This is a genomic window from Marinobacter sp. (assembly GCF_014859525.1).
Lineage (GTDB): Bacteria > Pseudomonadota > Gammaproteobacteria > Pseudomonadales > Oleiphilaceae > Marinobacter.
Map to the genome: position 1 here is coordinate 1 of NZ_JACUUB010000055.1, position 17,707 is coordinate 17,707.

Here is a 17,707-nt window from a genome sequence, read left to right on the forward strand (position 1 = left end):
CTAACTCGGTAGCAAAGAAACCTATGTCATGGCTGTGACAGAATCGGGAAGGAAATAAGGCAGAGCGGTGACAGTTGTGTGAACAGCCTGTGGCGGCATTGCACCGCCACAGGCTCAGAGCAAACTCGGGCGAAGGATTACTGCCCCAGGTAGCTCCGGTACATCCACACGGTTTTTTCCTGCTGCGCGATGTAGTCACTCATCAGTGCGGCGGTGCCTTCGTCGTCGGCTTCTCCTGCCAGGCTCAGCAGGTCACGCTGTTTGGCAATCAGCTTACCAAAGCTCTCCACGATGTTGCCAACGGCTTCTTTACCGTCGGCAACGTCTTTACGCTCCGGCACGTCAGACGTTTCGATGTAGGTGCTGTAGGCGTGGGACGGGCGGTGGCCCAGGGTCAGTACCCGTTCGGCAATCTCGTCGATCTTCAACAGCAGGTCGTCGTACAGCTCTTCGAATTTGGCGTGCAGTTCAAAAAAGTTATCACCCTTGATGTTCCAGTGGTAACCGCGCACGTTCATGTAAAAGATCTGGTAGTTGGCCAGCAGTTCGTTAAGTGAATCCGCCAGCTTCCGGGTTTTCTCGGTGTCGAGACCAATGAAATTCTTACCCATGTTGAACCTCCTGATTCGCGTTTGGGTTGATTCTGTTACTACGGTAACGAGTAAGCATGAATAGCAGAAGTTTAGTTGTTCAATGCCTTCGATAGCATGAGATTATATCGAATCCCAAAAAGTCATAGAACGCTTCTATCAAAGCTTGAACACCGTTGCGATGACTCACTTTGACGTGGCTTGCTCTGTGGCGTATTAGCTGACCGGCGACATCTTCATCGGTAGTCTGATCGCTATGGTAGAGCCGGCTATCAACGAAGCGGGCCGATTCATACCCCGGGCCCGCAGTCCATGCAGCCTTGGACGGGCTCTGGCCCCAGCCTGAGATTTCTGTTCAGGTCCTTCAAGGCCGTCCTCAACCCTTCCTCGATCACCGGGTGATAGAAAGGCATGTCCAGCATTTCACTCACCGTCATCCGCTTCTGGGCGCACCAGGCCAACAGGTGAGCCAGGTGTTCCGCCGCCGGCCCGAGCATTTCTGCCCCCATAAACAGACCGCTGCCATGTTCACCATACACCCGGAGCAACCCGCGGTTTTTGCCGATGACTTTACTGCGACCCTGATTCTCGAAACTCACCTCGCCTGTGGCAAAGCAGCCCTGGCATTTCTCGTCCACCTGATGAATGGTCAGCCCTATCGAGGCAATCTGGGGGTCAGAGAACACCACCGCCAGCGGTGTCTTGCGCAACCCGGTGCGCACCTCTGGCCAGGCGGCGGCGTTATCGCCGGCAATGCGGCCTTCGTCTGCGGCCTCGTGCAGTAAAGGCCTGTGATTGTTCACATCACCTGCAATGAAAATATGACTGTCACCGCAGCGCAGGGTGTAGGGGTCAAACTCCGGCATACCCCGGTCATCCAGCTCAATCCCGGCGTTCTGAATATCCATATTATCCACGTTAGGACGACGACCGGTGGCCGCGAGCAGGTAGTCAAAGGTTTCCTCGTGTTCTTTGCCATCCTCCAGCCAGGTGATCCGTACGCCATCGTCGGTGCGTTCAACCCGACGAGTCTCAGCCGTCAGGCTCAGTGTCAGTTCCTCTGCGAAGATCCTGATGGCACAGTCTCGGATCTTCTCGTCCTGCAGACCGCCGATGCCTCCACTGACACCAAACAGTCGAACCCGCACGCCCAATCGGCTCAGCGCCTGGCCCAGTTCCAGACCGATAACACCAGGGCCAAACACCGCCACGGAATCGGGAAGGTCTTGCCAGTCAAAGACATCGTCGTTCACGATCAGGCGATCTTTGGCTTCTTTCAGCATGCCCGGCACATTCGATCGGGAACCGGTGGCGATAATGATCCGATCGGCATGCACTTCTGTATGGTCGCCCACCACCAACCTGTGACTGTCGACAAAACGGGCATGCCCCATCAGCCGGTGTTCTTCCGGCAGTTTTTCCACAGAGCGAACCACCGGCGTCACAAAGTTGTCCCGCTCTGTGCGCACCCGCTCCATCACCAGGCACCCATCGACGCGCACATCGCCCGCCAGCACCCCAAATTCACCGGCGGTTCGCATCTCGTGGGCCCGCTCGGCGGCGGCAATCAGCAGTTTGCTGGGCATGCAACCGACCCGAGCGCAGGTGGTGCCGTATTGCTCACCCTCGATCAACACCACGTTGTCGGTGGCTTTACGAACCCGCTGATACGCCACCATGCCGGCGGTGCCGGCACCAATAATCGCCACATCCACGTCACGCTTGTTCATTTAGCCTCCCGGTAAGCTAGAATTCGGCAGTTCAACTGAAAGTATAGAAACCTTATCATTACCTGACAGGTGAAACCGGCAAAAAATCCCCTTAAACTTGGGGTTTGCATTCAACGCGCCAGCCTGGCAATCACACTATCCGGAGATCTCAGGTGCAGAATTACTGGCTGGAATTTATGACCGTGGCGTTGGTTCATTTACTTGCGGTGGCAAGCCCCGGCCCGGATTTCGCTATCGTGCTGCGCCAGGCGCTTACCCAGTCCCGGCGTAATGCCTTGCTGAGCGCAGCCGGCATTGGCATCGGTATCTTGCTGCACGTGGGTTATTCATTGCTGGGCATTGGTTTCATTATTCAGCAGTCGGTGGTTCTGTTCACCGTGCTGAAGGTGGTGGGTGCCCTGTACCTGTTGTGGATTGCCTGGCATTGCCTGCGCGCCAAACCCGGCGGCCTTCATGTAGAGGCCAAAGGTAGCCGCGGGCAAACCGGTTGGGCGGCGTTCCGGCTCGGCTTTCTGACCAATGTCCTGAACCCCAAGGCCACGCTGTTTTTCGTATCTCTGTTCTCGGTCATCATCAACCCCGGTACCCCGGTGCTGCTGCAGGCGGGCTATGGGCTTTATATGGCTTTCGCCACCGGCCTGTGGTTTGCCCTGGTCGCGATATTCTTTACCCACCCCCGTGTCCGCCGGGGTTTCAACCGTTTCGGACACTGGCTCGACAGGGCCATGGGGGGCATCCTGGTGCTTCTGGCCGGGCAACTGTTGCTGTCTACAGTGATCGGATCAGAGCCTCCGTCTGTGCCCAGCTCAGGCATGGATCAGTAATCGAACAACCGTAAACCAGGCTCTCGCCGTCGTCCTGCCGGCCGAATTCCAGGAAGCTCTCCAGCATCAGGCCCTTGATGTGCCGGTTGCCGTTGTGCTTCTGGGCCATCACGTCCCGGGCGATGTCCATTTGCCGTTCCGCCTGTTTACAGGCGTTGTCGTGGCTGCAGTCTACCATCACCGCCGTGGACAGACCGGCGCTCTCCAGTTCTGCAACCGCCTTCGCGATGCTCAGTTCATCGTAGTTGGTCACGCCCCGGCCACCGCGAAGCACCAGATGGGTGTCCGGGTTACCGGCGGTGGAGATCATCACCGGTGCGCCGTTATGGGAAATACCCATGTGATGATGCGGGTGCGAGGCAGACTTCATGGCATGGCTGGCAACGGTAATGCCACCATCGGTGCCGTTCTTGAAACCGGTAGGCATGGGCAGGCCGCTAACCATTTCCCGGTGGATCTGGGATTCGGTGGTGCGGGCACCGATGGCGGTCCAGCTCACCAGGTCACCCAGGTAATCCATCATGAACGGGCTCAATGCTTCAGTTGCCAGTGGCAGGCCTAATTCGGAAAGTGCCAGCAACAGTTTGCGAGAACGCTCAAGCCCAAGCTTGAGATCACCCTGTCCGGTGCGTTCCGGATCGTACAGCAGACCTTTCCAGCCGACCGTGGTTCGGGGTTTTTCCAGGTAGGCACGCATCACAATCAGGAATTGACCACTGACGTCATCCGCGAGTTTTTTCAATCGAGTGGCGTAATCCAGCGCAGCCTGCTCATCGTGGATCGAACACGGGCCCATGACAATCAGGGTACGGTCGTCGTGTCCGTGCAACACATTCCGGATCTGGTCACGGTAACCGGCAATGGCCCGGACCAGATGGCCATCGGCAGGAAATTGCTCGCGCAGCTCAGCGGCAGTGGGCAGCGTGGTTTCCTGGCGATGCTGGCAGGCGCTTGCGATTTGCTCGCCCAGCGTTTCGGATTTCAGCGGCATGTTCATATCTGTGTTCTCGTTTCCCTGTGTCAGAATCAAAAAAGCCCCGGCTGGGCTACCAGTCGGGGCTTTTTGGAGTCCGGTGGCAGCCTGGGTTGCTTGCCGGGCTGCCTTCCTCGCTATGTTCGGTCGATGAAGATCTTACGGGCGGCCCGGGCTCTGGCTAAAATAAAAGCCATAACCAAACCACCAAAAATACACCGCAGAGCCTGCGGCCTTCAGTTGTTCACCGAAAGCTTGCAGAACATTCAATTGACAGGCTGCGTGTGTGGTCTTCATGCTTTTCACTATAACCCCGTGGTTTTCAGATTGGCAACCCGCAATCCGGATTATTTTTGCGGGTCCAAAAGACGCGGCTCCGGAGGCCCAGATGACACGACGCCCAACACTCCCGTTACTGATCGCCCTGTTAACCGCGCTGTTGGCATTGCCTTCAACCCCTGCCTTTGCTCAGCCGGAGTCCCGCGTGTATCAGCTCAATAACCGCGCCTCAGCCGATGTCGCCAGCCAGATCAAGGAGCTGTATCAGCAGGCTCCGGTGTCTGTCAGCGCGCGTGGCCAGCAAATCGTCGTGCGTGGGCAGCCAGACATGCTCGATGAGATCGGCATGCTGATTCAATCGATTGACGTTCCCCCGGTGCAGATGCGCATCAGCGTGCGCTACCGTCAGGATATCGGTGGCAAACAATCCGGGGGAGGCGTAACACTATCGGGCGACCGGGCCGGTGCCAATATTGAGCGCCGCACCATCAGCACTCAGTCCAGCACCGAACGGCAACTGGTGGTTCAGGATGGTCAGTCTGCTCACATTACCTCCGGCACTGTGCGCACCCTGCCCATCGCGTTGCAAGGTGGGCGCAATCCAGCGGTGATTTTGGAGCAGGTGGAGACCCGCAGCGGCTTTGTGGTTACTCCGCAGGCTATCTCCGACCAGGCCGTTGAGCTGAACATTGTGTCTTTTGAAGAAGATCCGGCAGCTATGCCTGGTTACGAAACAGAGGCCCTGATGACGATTCGCCGAGTCGAACCCGGGCAGTGGGTGTCACTCGGCGGCACTCGTACCTCAAACAGCCAGCGCCAGGATGGCATTACCTATCGGGTAACCGGCAACCGCTCTGAAAACCTGTCGGTGGATGTGAGAGTCGATATTCTGCCCTGATCAGGTGCGGCCTTTACCCAGCAGGAGTTCACGAGCCTCGTTGAGTTTGGCTGCCAGATAATCATTACCGCCCCGGTCTGGATGAACCTTGAGCATCAATCGGCGATGGGCCGCTGTCACTTCTTCCCGTGTACATCCGGGCTGCACTCCCAGAATGTCGCAGGCTTCCTGTTCGGTCATGGCGGTGCGGGCGACGGCGCTGTCACCTGCCTGCGCCTGCTCTCTGCCACCAGGCGCGGCTTTGTCGCCCATGGCCCGCCGAAGCATAGGGGCAAACTTCAACAACGCTGGCAACCTGCGCAACAGCGGAATAACCGCAGCAACCGCCGCGGTCAAAACGTGCACCCGCCCGGTCAGCACCATAAACAACAGCAAGGCACCACCAACCACCAACACCATTTTCCAGACCGCGGCTTTCTGGCGCGCCGGCGACAACGCGCCCCACTTTTTCAGGATCACAAACACGGCGGCGGCCAGCGCCAGACCGAGAATCAGCTGCATTCCTACTCCCCATCCTTTCCTTTAATCATGTGAGAATAACAGGCTTGTATTTTTTTCGAGAAACCCGGGATTATTCAGGCAACCACCAAGATCTGAATTGGCCACCCACCCGTAGTGTTAAAGGCATTAGATATACCGTGTTTCGGCGGCAAACTAATGACAAACGCAAGCTCTTTTTGTAGCATCCTATTTGTTGTTGGTAAATCGACATTCTGCCGGTGAATGTCTCCACAATTGCCATCTTCTGATTCGCAAGGACAGCTGTCAGCCTGCCCATCACAGCGACTGTATCAGTATCAGGAACCCTAGCCCCAGGAAATCATTTATGCGCACCGCATCCCGTTTTGTCATCGTCATCGTTTTTCTGGGTGTCGTTTTAGGCGGCATCTTCGGCTATAAATTTTACGAATTTGGCCAGATGCAGGAGATGTTCTCTCAACCCCAGCCACCGGCCATCATTTCAGTGACCGAAGCCACCACAGAAAACTGGCAGCCCAGTATCAAAGCCGTCGGCAGTGTCACCGCCATCAACGGCATTGAGGTGGCGAATGAGGTGCCGGGCGTTATTGAGAGTATCGATTTTGAATCCGGAGACGCAGTTCAAAAGGGCGATATCCTGATTCGCCTGGATGCTGCCATCGACCAGGCGGCCCTGCGCACCCGGCGTGCAGAAGCCCAGCTGGCCGAACAGGAATTCAAGCGGATCTCAGATCTGCTGCCAAAACGAGCCGTATCGCAATCCCAGTACGATGAATCCAAGGCCAACTACGATGCCGCCCGAGCCCGGGTCAATGAGGCCGAGGCCCAGCTCAGCAAGAAGGTGATTCGTGCGCCGTTTGACGGCAACCTGGGCATTCGCATGGTGGACCAGGGTGAGTACATCGCCACCGGCACTCCGATCGTAGAGATCAATATGCTGCACCCGATCTACGTGGACTACACCCTGTCGGAGAAGTACCTGCCCAATGTGGATCGGGGCTATCCGGTTACCGTCACCGTCGCGGCGGCTCCCGATCGCCAGTTCAAGGGCGAAGTCAGCGCCATCAACACGTCGGTCAACCCGGAAACCCGCACGGTTCGCATCCGGGCTACCCTGGACAACGAAGACAGCAAACTGCGCCCGGGTATGTTTGCCAGCATTCTGACCGGACAGCCGAGGGACAACGAAGTAGTAACCTTACCCAGAACCGCCATTTCCTATAACACTTATGGCAACTTCGTGTTCGTGGTCGAAGAAAACGACGAGGGCCAACTGATCGTGAATCGCCGAAGCGTTTCCACCGGCGAAGTACGTAATCAGCGCGCTGCGATTCTGTCTGGCCTTGAGGCCGGAGAAACGGTGGTTGCCAAGGGACTGCTGCGGCTGCGTGCCGGTGAGCGGGTAGAGATACAGGACGAGCCTGAGCAGGAGGCGTCTGAGTAATGCGCTTCACTGACATTTTTGTTCATCGGCCAGTATTGGCTACGGTGGTCAGCCTGCTGATCCTTCTGCTCGGCGCCAGAGCAGCCATGGAAATGGAAGTTCGGCAGTATCCGAAACTGGAGAGCACCACGGTGACGGTAACCACCGCCTTCCCCGGGGCCAGCTCAGACCTGATTAAAGGCTTTATTACGACACCACTGCAGCAGGCCATTGCTGAAGCCAGTGGCATCGACTATCTGACATCCACCAGCTCCCAGGGTGTGTCAACGATAGAAGCCAAGATGGTCCTGAACTACGATGCCAACGCGGCACTTGCCGAGATCCAGGCTAAAGTCGCCAGTCAACGCAACGTACTGCCGGAAGACGCACAAGACCCGGTGATCACCTCCAGCACCGGGGACGACAACGCCCTGATGTACATTGCGTTCTTCAGCACCGATCTGGAAGTGCCCCAAATCACTGATTACCTGACGCGCGTCGTGCAGCCAAAACTGCAGGCCCTGGCGGGCGTAGGCAAAGCGCAGTTGCTGGGCCGCACGTTTGCCCTCAGGGTATGGCTCGACCCGGAACGGCTGGCGGCCGTCGACCTGACGCCGGTGGAAGTGGCAGACAAACTGCGCGCAAACAACTATCAGGCCGCCGTGGGCAGCACCCGTGACCAGTACACCGAAATCAGCCTGACCAGCGACACAGACATTGCCGATCCCGAGGCTTTTCGTAACCTGGTGGTCAAGCAGGCCAACGGAACACTGATTCGTTTGCGGGACATTGCCGAAGTGGAGCTCGGCTCACAGACCTACGATCAACTGGCCCTTTATAAAGGCGAACCTGCCACCTACGTCGCCATTGAACTGGCCCCCGGCGCCAACCCGCTGACCGTGGCCGGGCTGGTCAAAGATGAGTTGCCCGATATCGAAAGTCAGTTGCCCAGCGGGCTGGACGTGCGCCTGGCGTACGACGCCTCGGACTTTATCGAAGACTCGATCAACGAAGTTATTGCCACCCTGCTTGAAGCCATGCTGATTGTGCTGGTGGTGGTGTTCTTGTCCCTGGGCTCCATCCGGGCAGCCATCGTGCCCTCGGTGGCCGTCCCACTGTCGCTGATTGGCGGTGCTTTCATCATGCTGATGTTCGGTTTTTCACTGAACTTGCTGACGCTTCTTGCAATGGTCCTCGCCATCGGGTTGGTAGTGGACGATGCCATCATCATGGTAGAGAACGTACACCGGCACATCGAACAGGGTGAATCCCGATTTGAAGCCGCTCTGAACGGTGCCCGCGAAATGGCCACACCCATCATCGCCATGACCACAACGCTGGTGGCGGTTTACGCGCCCATCGGCTTTATGGGCGGGCTGGTCGGCTCTCTGTTCACTGAATTTGCCTTCACGCTGGCCGGCACCGTCGTGATCTCCGGGATCGTGGCGCTGACGCTGTCACCGATGCTGTCGGGCAAGGTACTCAAACCTCACGGCAATCCCGGCCGTTTTGAAGTATTGGTGGAAAAGACCTTCAACGGCCTGGCCAATAGCTACACACGGGCGCTCAGCTCTTTGATGCAAACCAAATCTGTGGTGGTGTTTTTCGCAGTGGTGGTTCTGGGGTCGATCTACTTCATGGTGATGATGAGCCAGAACGAACTGGCACCGACTGAGGATCAGGGCATCCTGTTCTATCAGGGCCTGGGCCCGGAAACGTCAACGCTCGACTATCTGTTCGATCACGGCCAGGAAGTACAGCAGCGTATGTCGGAGGTGCCTGGCTACAACGAGGACTTCATGATTCTGGGCGTCACCAGCCCGAACGCCGTGTTCGGCGGCTTCAAACTGGCACCCTGGAGCGAACGTGAGATCAGCCAGTTTGAGGTGCAACCCCAACTGGATGCAGAGCTCAAGAAGGTGACCGGTTTGCAGACGGCAGTCTTCCCCCTGCCGGCGCTACCCGGCTCTGGTGGCGGACTACCCTTCCAGTTCGTGATCACCACCGGTGCCAGTTACGAGCAGCTGGACGAAGTCGCAGATGACCTGCTGGGTAAAGCCATGCAGAGCGGCAACTTCATGTTCCTGCAAAAATCCATCAACTTCGACAAACCGGTTACCCGCATCAACGTCGATCGCGACCGGGTGGCAGACCTGGGCCTGTCCATGCGCGATGTGGGCCAGTCACTGGCCAGCATGCTCAGCGGCGGCTACATCAACCGGTTTAACATGGAAGGGCGCTCCTACCAGGTCATCCCTCAGGTGGGCAACGACTTCCGCGCCAGCAGGGAGGCTCTGGACGATTACTACATCCGGGCCGGCAACGGTCAGCTGGTGCCGCTGTCCAGCATGGTCAGTTTCAGTGAAGAAGTAGAACCATCCAACCGGACCCAGTTCAACCAGCTGAACTCCCTGACACTTCAAGGCGTGGTCATGCCGGGCGTCGCCGCGGGCACCGCCATGGACTTCATAGAGCAGAGCGCAGCGGAGGTGTTCCCTCAGGGCTTCAGCTTTGACTATACCGGCGAGTCTCGCCAGTTGGCCACTCAAGGCAGCGCACTGATGGTGACCTTCTTCCTGTCTTTGCTGGTGATCTATCTGGTGCTGGCGGCGCAGTTTGAAAGCTGGCGCGATCCATTCATCATTCTGGTCTCTGTGCCTATGTCAGTGGCTGGCGCCATGGCATTCATCGTGCTGGGTTTTGCCTCGATGAACATCTACACCCAGGTGGGGCTGATCACCTTGATTGGTGTGGTATCGAAGAACGGCATATTGATTGTGGAATTCGCTAACCTGCTGCAGAAAGAGAAAGGACTGAGCAAGGAAAACGCCGTGATCGAAGCCGCAGCTATCCGGCTACGTCCGATCATCATGACCTCTCTGGCATTGATTTTCGCCATGGTACCGCTGTTGCTCGCCGCCGGCCCTGGCGCACAAAGCCGCTTTGCTATCGGCCTGACCATCAGTGCCGGCCTTGGCATTGGCACTTTGTTCACCGTGTTCGTGCTACCTGCGTTCTACATCCTGCTGGGCCGTGATCACCAGGGTTCTACGGAAGACGAAAACGCGAAAGGTGAACTCAGCGGCAAGGACAAGGTAAATGCCGGAAGCCACTGACAGCGGCGCGACAGGTTCATCCGTTGGGTTTTGGTGAATTCGATCTCTGGCAAACAGCAATTTCCCGAACCGGCACAATAAGGTAGTCTGACGATCCATCGGTTGAGTTAACCGGTTTCATTAACGCAATCACCAGGATCGTCAGCACCTTGACTCTCGGAACCCTTTTCTGGCTCTTCGTTGCCGGCTTTACCGTCTGGTACTGGTGGCGAGCCAAAGACATCAAGGATTTTGTTTTGCAGGCAACACAACGCTACTGCAAGACTATGGACGTGCTGCTGCTCGATGATGCTGTGTATCTGCGCGGGCTCTGGTTCAAACGCGACCAGCACGGCAAACTCCGGGTATGGCGCCGCTTCCTGTTTGACTTCACCACCACGGGTGAAGAACGTTACACCGGGCGGATTATCATGCTCGGCCGCAACATCCTGCAGATGGAGCTGGAACCCCACCGATTCTGAACTCTGACTGACCACGCTTTGTGCCAGCTTAACCCACTTTGACCCAGCCTCACCCAAATGGGTGATTACAGCCGCCCACCCTGGTCCGCAATACTCTGTGCTGCATTACGACAACCAAACAAAAACAACAGGAGTCACCTATGCGTTACGCCATGCCTTTCAGGCTGATGGCCACGGCCCTCATGCTGGTTTTCTCAATGATGAGCCACGCCAGTTATACTCAGACCCAACATCCGATCGTGTTGGTACATGGTGTTACCGGTTTTAACACCATTGGTGGTCTGGTCAATTATTTCCACACCATCCCCTGGAACCTCGAACGCAGCGGCGCCAGGGTTTACACCGCCAGCGTCTCGTTTGTGAACAGCAGCGAGCAGCGCGGCCAACAGCTGGCCAACTATGTGAACGGCCTCGGCCATGCCAAAGTCAACCTGATGGGACACAGCCAGGGCGCACCCACATCTCGGGTCACTGCGGCACTCATCCCTCATCGCATTGCCTCTGTAACCTCTATCAACGGTGTCAACAAAGGCTCGAAAGTCGCAGACGTGGTTCGGGGCATCCTCCCCCCGGGCAGCTATGTTGAAGGCGGCGCGGATACCATCGCCAACGCCCTCGGTGGTCTGATCAATGCGCTGTCAGGCTCTAATAACTCACAAGACGGTCTTGCCGCTCTGGAAACTCTGACCACGCCCGGAACCACCAACCTGAACAACGCACTTGGCTGGAAAGGCGTCAATCGCAACGCCTGCGCCGGCACAGACGAAGATGTCTGGATCAACGGCAACAAGATCAAATTCTTCTCCTGGACCGGCCGGGGCATCTTGACCAACGTGTTCGATATTACCGACCCGTTCCTGGCCGTGACCTCACTCGCCTTTGGCAGAGAGCCGAGCGACGGCCTGGTGGGTGTGTGCTCTAGCATGATGGGTAACGTAATCGGCACGCACTACGACATGAACCACGTTGATGCGATCAACCACCTGCTCGGAGCTCGCTCACTCTGGACCAACCCGGTCAGCTTGTATCGCAGCCATGCCAACCGTTTGAAGAATCGAGGCTTGTAAGGCAATTATGACCAGAAGAACCATCGCAACAGGTCGGTGGCTGGTTCCCGGAGCACTGCTGGCCCTGGTGGCTGGCGGTGGTCTTTGGTGGGGCCTCAGTGCGCCACCAAAGATGGCTGAGCAGGTCACGGCCCCTCCGAGCTCCGCACCCACAAGCATCACCGAAACGTCAGTGATACCACCATCGCAACAAATGACCCAGCCGGTGCCTGAACACCGCACTCCATCCTCACTTGGCAACACTCCGTTTGCTTCTTCACTCGAAGGCACCGACATTGACGGCGCATTACAGGCTGACGCCAGCGGACGCCTGATTCTGAGCCTGGAGGTCCGGGATTTTTTCGATTATTTCCTTAACACCGTAGGCGAAGTCTCACCCGAGACCGCCATTGGCCAGATTCAGCAAATGGCGCTGCAGCACCTGCCAGAGAGCGCCGCCCATGACGCCCTCGCACTGCTCGACCAATACCTTGCCTACAAGCAGGCATCGCTGACGGTTATGCAAACCGAACTCGACCCGAGCCGGCAATTCGACCCGGCCTACCAGCTTGCCGCGCTGGGAAATGCGTTGGCGCAGCTGAAGGGTTTGAGGCGAGAGACGTTTGAGCCCGAGGCAAGGCAGGCATTCTTCGGCATGGAAGAAGCCTACAGCGAATACACTTTGGCGACTCTGGCGGTTCAGCAACGCTCAGACCTTACCGACAGCGGCAAACAGGCCTTGATGGACTGGCATCGGAATCAGCTGCCCGAGGCATTAAGACAGACCGAGCAACGCCTGCAAGACAGCACCCTTGAGCATCAGGAACGAGTACTGGCGGTTGAGACAGCATCCTCGCCTGAGGCCGCTGGCCAAAAGCTGTCAGACCTTGGCCTGGACCAGGAGAGTGTTGCCGGTGTCGTGAACTACCTGCAGCAACGCGAAGCCTTCGACCAACGCTTCCAGAGTTTCGACCAGGCGCTGCAAAGCACCACAACTGCAGGCCTGGTCGATGCGGAACGGCAACAGCATCGTGAAGAACTACTGCAACAACACTTTCCTGACGAGCAGGAACAGACCTGGGCACGCCTGAAGCTGCTGGATCAAAGCTGATGGTAATGCGCTGTGGCTCTCGGGTACCGCAGCGCATTACAATCGGGTGACTATTACTGCCGGAACCCGACATGAAGGCCGACCAGATCAGACACCAGCAAGCCCTTGGTTTTGCCTCTCTGCGTTTTGCTCCGCCACTGGAAGGCCCCTACCGACTATCGCGCTCAGCCATGATCCGGCAACGGGCACGGCTGGTCTCCTTAGCCGGGTTGCTGATATTCCTGGTTTACGCTGCGGTCGACGCGCTGACATTGCCGCCGGAACTGGCCCGAATCACCGCCACCATAAGGCTAACCGTCTCCTGCCCGATCATTGCCATCACGCTCTGGCTTGCCTATCGAACCAGCCCTTCGGATCAGGCGTTCGAGAAACTCTATACCCTGGCTTACCTTGGTGGCGGACTCAGTGTTATTGCCATCATTCTGGTAGCCCGGCAACAGGCTTATCCCCTGCCTTACGAAGGGATGATCCTGATTCTGATGTTTGGGTACTTTGCCATGGGCCTGCCGTTCCTGTCGGCGTCACTGGCGTCCGCTCTTCTGGTTGGCGCTTATCTTGTGGCCGAATGGTCAGCGGGTACACCCATGACAAACACCATGACCAATGGGTTCTTTCTGATGACCGCCAACGTCATCGGTATGGTTGGAGCCTGGATCAGCGAGTACCGCCATCGGGCTCATTTTCTGGACCGTCAGCTACTGAACCTGATGCACCAGTCAGCCGCAGATGAGAGCCGACGCAAAACCCAGCTGATCACTGCGGCCAGTCACGATTTGCGCCAGCCACTGAACGCCATCGACATGACCCTGGAAACGTTCAGGCCTGAGCATGCTGATGACCGTCAAAAGACGGTGGTTGTTCAACTTAAAGACACCGTTTTCCAACTTCGCCGATTGCTTGAAACGGTGTTCGACAGCGCCCGCCTGAATGAGGGCATGATTCAGCCGGAGATCCAGCCGGTGCATTTGCAGAACATCCTGCAAGATATCCACGATAGGATGGCGAGCATTCTCGCCAGCCGGGGCATTCGCCTGAACTTCACGGAATGCGACGCCAGTCAGGCTGTTCTGGCCGATCCCAGCCTGCTGCAGCGAATATTGCAAAACCTGATCACCAATGCTGCCGAACATAGCGGTTGCGATACCATCTGCATAGCGGTTGAGAGTGCTGGCAGCTATCTGAGATTGTCGGTTGAAGACAATGGCCGGGGCTTGCCAACGGAACTCAACGATCAGCTTTTTCAGCCTTATGTGCGCGGCCACAGCCAAAACCCTCCTCCGGGATTGGGGCTTGGACTGACCATCGTTCGGGAGTTGACCAGCCTGATGCACGGCCGCTGTGGCGTGGATTCAGAACCAGAGCAAGGTTGTGTGTTCTGGGTCGAACTGCCGGCTAAAGCCAGCCCAGACGCCGGGCCTTGTTAACGCATTCGGTTCGGTTGTGCACGGCAAGCTGTGTGAAGATCGCTTTGAGGTGGGTTTTGACGGTGTGTTCGGTCAGGTCGAGGCTCTGACAAATGCGTTTATTGGGGAAGCCCTGAGCCAGCAGTGACAGCACCTCCAGCTGCCTCGGCGTTAACGGAATGTCGGTATTCAGTGGAGCCACACCACCGGGGAAGTACCCCCGCCCCTGAAGAATGGTTCGCATCATTCGAATCAGAGCAGCGCGGCTGGCAGACTTGGCCAGAAAACCTTTGGCCCCGGCCGCACGGGCGGCGCGAACCGTGCATTCATCATCACTGCTGGAAATAATCACCACCGGCGGCAGCGCGTCTTGGCCTGACAGCCTGGCAAACAACGACAACCCCACCTCACCATTCAACGCCAGATCCAGCAGCACCAGATCAAAGTCCTGGCGATGTAACAGACTATCGGTCGCAGCTTCCACTGATGGTACGATGACAACGGACTCGGCCAGCCCCTCTTGCTGAATGAGCCCTGCAAGACCCTGCGCAAACAGGGCATGATCGTCCACCAGCAAGACCTGCTTAAAAGACTCGCCGGCAGGCGAGGCCGCAGATAAAACGCCCGGTTCAACCGTTGTCGCAATCATGATCAAACTCCCGCGCTGTTTATTTTTGTGCTTGCGGATACGTCAATATATATCAGCCAGACCAGCCACTCAGAGGCCTGCTTAACATTTTCTGACAAAAAAAACTGATGATTGCGCCAAAAATCCATCAGCCTGCGAGCTTCGGCAATTGCCTATCCGCACCCGTATTACAAGTCTGGCTTGGTTACCTATACTGCCGGTATCGCCACCCAACAACAGACTGGGACAATGGACATCAAAAACGACCACCGCTACGCGATCAACCTGAATGTGCGGGGCATTCAGCCCTCCGCCACCCTTCGCATCAATGAGCTGAGCAACCAGCTGCGGGCCGAAGGCAAGGACATCATTAAACTGGGCCTGGGCCAGTCACCGTTCCCGGTACCCGAGCGGGTGGTCGACGCGCTGAAAGAACATGCGCACGAGAAGGACTACCTGCCGGTCAAAGGCCTGAAAGACCTGCGCGAAGCCATTGCCGGCTACATCAATCGCAACGAACGCATGCGCTGCAGCTGGGAAGACGTGCTCATTGGCCCGGGCTCCAAAGAACTGCTGTTCCTTTTGCAGCTGGCTTATTACGGCGACCTGCTGATCCCGCGCCCAAGCTGGGTGTCTTACGCGCCTCAGGCCCGCATCATCGGCCGCTCGGTACACTGGCTGCCGACCCACGCCGAAAACAACTGGCAGCTGACTGCAGAAGAGCTGGACATCGTCTGTCGGGACGATCCCTCACGTCCGCGCATCCTCATTCTCAATTACCCGTCTAACCCGACCGGCTGCACTTATACCGATGACCAACTGCTGGCCATCGCCAACGTGGCCCGTAAATACAAGATCATTCTGTTGTCTGATGAGATCTACGGAGAGGTTCACTTTGAGGGCCGGCACAAGTCCATTGCCCGCTACTATCCGGAAGGCACCATCATCAGCACCGGCATGAGCAAATGGCTGGGTGCCGGCGGCTGGCGCCTGGGTACCTTTATCTTCCCGCCGGAACTGCGCCCCTTGCAAGACGCCATGGCGATCATTGCCAGTGAAACCTTCACCTCCACCGCCGCGCCGATTCAGCATGCGGCTATCACCGCCTTCAATGGTGGTGAAGACATCGACGAGTATCTGACTCAGTCCCGCCGGGTACTCAAGGTGGTGGGTGAGTACATGTATCGTCGTTTGAGCGACATGGGGGCGGTGGTGCAAAAGCCCGAAGGCGCGTTCTACCTGTTCCCGGATTTTTCCGGCGTCCAGAACCAGCTTGCCCGCAAAGACATCAAGACCTCCCAGGCGTTCTGCACCGCCCTGCTGGAAGACACCGGTGTGGCCATTCTGCCCTCAAGTGACTTCGGCTTTGTGCCGGACCACATGGGCGCACGCCTCGCCTTTGTCGACTTTGACGGCACCCAGGCCCTGGCACTGGCTGGCGGTGACTATGCTGATCAGCCATTGGAAGAAGACTTCGTCAAGCAGGCCTGCCCGCGCCTGGTGGTGGCGATGGACAAGATAGAGGCGTGGCTACAGAGCCTGTAACCACACCGTGTTAGACTGACACCCTAACGCATTAAACAACCGGGGGTGTCATGTCTGACTCTGTTTCGCTGAAAGAAATCACCGACTTTGCCGAAGCCCTGGCCAAAGAGGCCGGCGAGCTGATTCGCCACGAGCGCGACCAGAACACCCTGCGCACCGACTACAAGCACCAGACCGAGCTGGTCACCCACGCCGATGTGATGGCCGATGAATTCATCACCGGTGCCATCCGGGCACGTTTTCCGAATCACCGCATTCTGTCTGAAGAAACCATGCCGGACCTGTCCCAGGCAGAGTCGCTGGATACCCCGCTGTGGATCATCGACCCCATCGACGGTACGGTCAACTACGCCTATGGTCATCCCCAGGTAGCGGTGTCCATCGCGTACGCCGAAAAGGGGCAGGTGCAGGTGGGCGTGGTACACGCGCCCTTCCCGGGCGAAACCTTCCGGGCCACCAAGGGCGAAGGCGCCACCCTGAACGGCACTCCCATTCAGCACAGCGGTGCCACAGACCCCCGGCAGTCCCTGTTCGCCACCGGCTTTCCGTACACCAAGGATAATCTGCAACCGCTGGTGAGCCGGCTGGATGCTATGATTCATCAATGCCGCGACCTGCGCCGCATCGGCTCCGCGGCACTGGACATCTGCTGGGTGGCCTGCGGCCGACTGGATATCTACTACGAGAACGTCAGCCCCTGGGATTTCGCCGCTGCGCGCCTGATCGCCTGGGAAGCCGGCGCCACCGTCGGCCATTTCGGCGAAGTGCCAGCCGGCTACCCGGCCGACCTCTGGGGCCGCGACATCCTGATTTCGGCACCGGCCGTGTGGGAGCCGGTTCGGGCAATTCTCCGCTCGGCTTCAGGGTACGACCTGGGCTCGGCACCCAGCATTTGAAGTTGGGCGCTCGTTTATCCTAGCCTGCCGGTTTTGGCGTTTGGGTGCGCCTAGCCTTCGAGGTTTGGTGGCGGGTCAACGGCTGGGCGACCTTTCCCCAAACCGCTACGAGCACGTCCGTGTGCGCTTCTCTCAGGCCATCCCTGGCCTTCGAAATTTCGGGAAAGGTCGCCCAGCCATTGCCTTTCTGACTTCTCAGGAATCGCTCACAACAACATGCTGCGCTCAAAGAACACGCTGTTATGTCCGATCAGCGTTCACCGGTGAAAAAAGTTGTGAATTTAATTCCAGCTGTGCTTAGAGT

General features: G+C 57.6%; 15 protein-coding genes. 10 read left to right on the forward strand and 5 right to left on the reverse strand.

What is annotated here, in order from left to right; translation table 11 throughout:
• Positions 1-137: 137 nt before the first annotated feature.
• A complete protein-coding gene (locus IBX51_RS11150; protein WP_291831313.1) occupies positions 138-611 on the reverse strand; it encodes a Dps family protein in 474 nt (157 codons plus the stop codon).
• Positions 612-880: 269 nt separating this feature from the next.
• Positions 881-2,320 carry a dihydrolipoyl dehydrogenase gene (locus IBX51_RS11155; RefSeq protein ID WP_291831314.1) on the reverse strand — a complete coding sequence of 480 codons (1,440 nt, stop codon included), beginning with the start codon at positions 2,318-2,320 and terminating at the stop codon, positions 881-883.
• A gap of 152 nt (positions 2,321-2,472) precedes the next feature.
• On the opposite strand from IBX51_RS11155, the gene IBX51_RS11160 reads away from it, so the two are divergent.
• The gene (locus tag IBX51_RS11160; RefSeq protein WP_291831315.1) at positions 2,473-3,144 is read left to right on the forward strand and encodes a LysE family transporter; all 672 of its coding nucleotides are present in this window, start codon (positions 2,473-2,475) and stop codon (positions 3,142-3,144) included.
• Here IBX51_RS11160 and IBX51_RS11165 read toward each other — a convergent pair.
• Positions 3,089-4,141 (reverse strand): 3-deoxy-7-phosphoheptulonate synthase, encoded by a 1,053-nt coding sequence (locus tag IBX51_RS11165; protein ID WP_291831317.1) that lies wholly within the window; start codon positions 4,139-4,141, stop codon positions 3,089-3,091. The two genes, IBX51_RS11160 and IBX51_RS11165, sit on opposite strands and share 56 nt — an antisense overlap.
• Positions 4,142-4,505: 364 nt before the next feature.
• Here IBX51_RS11165 and IBX51_RS11170 point away from each other — a divergent pair, with 364 nt between their 5' ends.
• Positions 4,506-5,294: a secretin N-terminal domain-containing protein gene (locus IBX51_RS11170; RefSeq protein ID WP_291831318.1), complete on the forward strand. Its 789-nt coding sequence runs from the start codon at positions 4,506-4,508 to the stop codon at positions 5,292-5,294.
• On the opposite strand, the gene IBX51_RS11175 is transcribed toward IBX51_RS11170, so the two are convergent.
• Positions 5,295-5,795 carry a DnaJ domain-containing protein gene (locus IBX51_RS11175; RefSeq protein WP_291831319.1) on the reverse strand — a complete coding sequence of 167 codons (501 nt, stop codon included), beginning with the start codon at positions 5,793-5,795 and terminating at the stop codon, positions 5,295-5,297.
• 325 nt (positions 5,796-6,120) lie between these two features.
• On the opposite strand from IBX51_RS11175, the gene IBX51_RS11180 reads away from it, so the two are divergent.
• The 6 genes from IBX51_RS11180 (at position 6,121) to IBX51_RS11205 (ending at position 14,355) form a co-directional block, all read left to right on the forward strand.
• Positions 6,121-7,218: an efflux RND transporter periplasmic adaptor subunit gene (locus IBX51_RS11180; protein ID WP_291831320.1), complete on the forward strand. Its 1,098-nt coding sequence runs from the start codon at positions 6,121-6,123 to the stop codon at positions 7,216-7,218.
• The gene (locus tag IBX51_RS11185; protein ID WP_291831321.1) at positions 7,218-10,313 is read left to right on the forward strand and encodes an efflux RND transporter permease subunit; all 3,096 of its coding nucleotides are present in this window, start codon (positions 7,218-7,220) and stop codon (positions 10,311-10,313) included. Before IBX51_RS11180 ends, IBX51_RS11185 begins: the two co-directional genes overlap by 1 nt.
• Before the next feature lie 149 nt (positions 10,314-10,462).
• Positions 10,463-10,774 (forward strand): DUF3301 domain-containing protein, encoded by a 312-nt coding sequence (locus IBX51_RS11190; protein ID WP_291831322.1) that lies wholly within the window; start codon positions 10,463-10,465, stop codon positions 10,772-10,774.
• A gap of 140 nt (positions 10,775-10,914) precedes the next feature.
• Positions 10,915-11,841, forward strand: coding sequence for an alpha/beta fold hydrolase (locus tag IBX51_RS11195; protein WP_291831323.1), 927 nt, complete (start codon positions 10,915-10,917; stop codon positions 11,839-11,841).
• A gap of 7 nt (positions 11,842-11,848) precedes the next feature.
• Positions 11,849-12,931, forward strand: coding sequence for a lipase secretion chaperone (locus tag IBX51_RS11200; protein WP_291831325.1), 1,083 nt, complete (start codon positions 11,849-11,851; stop codon positions 12,929-12,931).
• A gap of 71 nt (positions 12,932-13,002) precedes the next feature.
• The gene (locus IBX51_RS11205; RefSeq protein WP_291831326.1) at positions 13,003-14,355 is read left to right on the forward strand and encodes a HAMP domain-containing sensor histidine kinase; all 1,353 of its coding nucleotides are present in this window, start codon (positions 13,003-13,005) and stop codon (positions 14,353-14,355) included.
• Here the strand turns inward: IBX51_RS11205 and IBX51_RS11210 are convergent.
• Positions 14,324-14,983 (reverse strand): response regulator transcription factor, encoded by a 660-nt coding sequence (locus IBX51_RS11210; RefSeq protein ID WP_291831327.1) that lies wholly within the window; start codon positions 14,981-14,983, stop codon positions 14,324-14,326. The two genes, IBX51_RS11205 and IBX51_RS11210, sit on opposite strands and share 32 nt — an antisense overlap.
• A 228-nt stretch (positions 14,984-15,211) precedes the next feature.
• Here IBX51_RS11210 and IBX51_RS11215 point away from each other — a divergent pair, with 228 nt between their 5' ends.
• Both IBX51_RS11215 and IBX51_RS11220 read left to right on the forward strand, forming a co-directional pair.
• Positions 15,212-16,507, forward strand: coding sequence for an aminotransferase class I/II-fold pyridoxal phosphate-dependent enzyme (locus IBX51_RS11215; protein WP_291831328.1), 1,296 nt, complete (start codon positions 15,212-15,214; stop codon positions 16,505-16,507).
• 50 nt (positions 16,508-16,557) lie between these two features.
• The gene (locus IBX51_RS11220) at positions 16,558-17,403 is read left to right on the forward strand and encodes an inositol monophosphatase family protein (RefSeq protein WP_291831329.1); all 846 of its coding nucleotides are present in this window, start codon (positions 16,558-16,560) and stop codon (positions 17,401-17,403) included.
• Positions 17,404-17,707 lie beyond the last annotated feature (304 nt).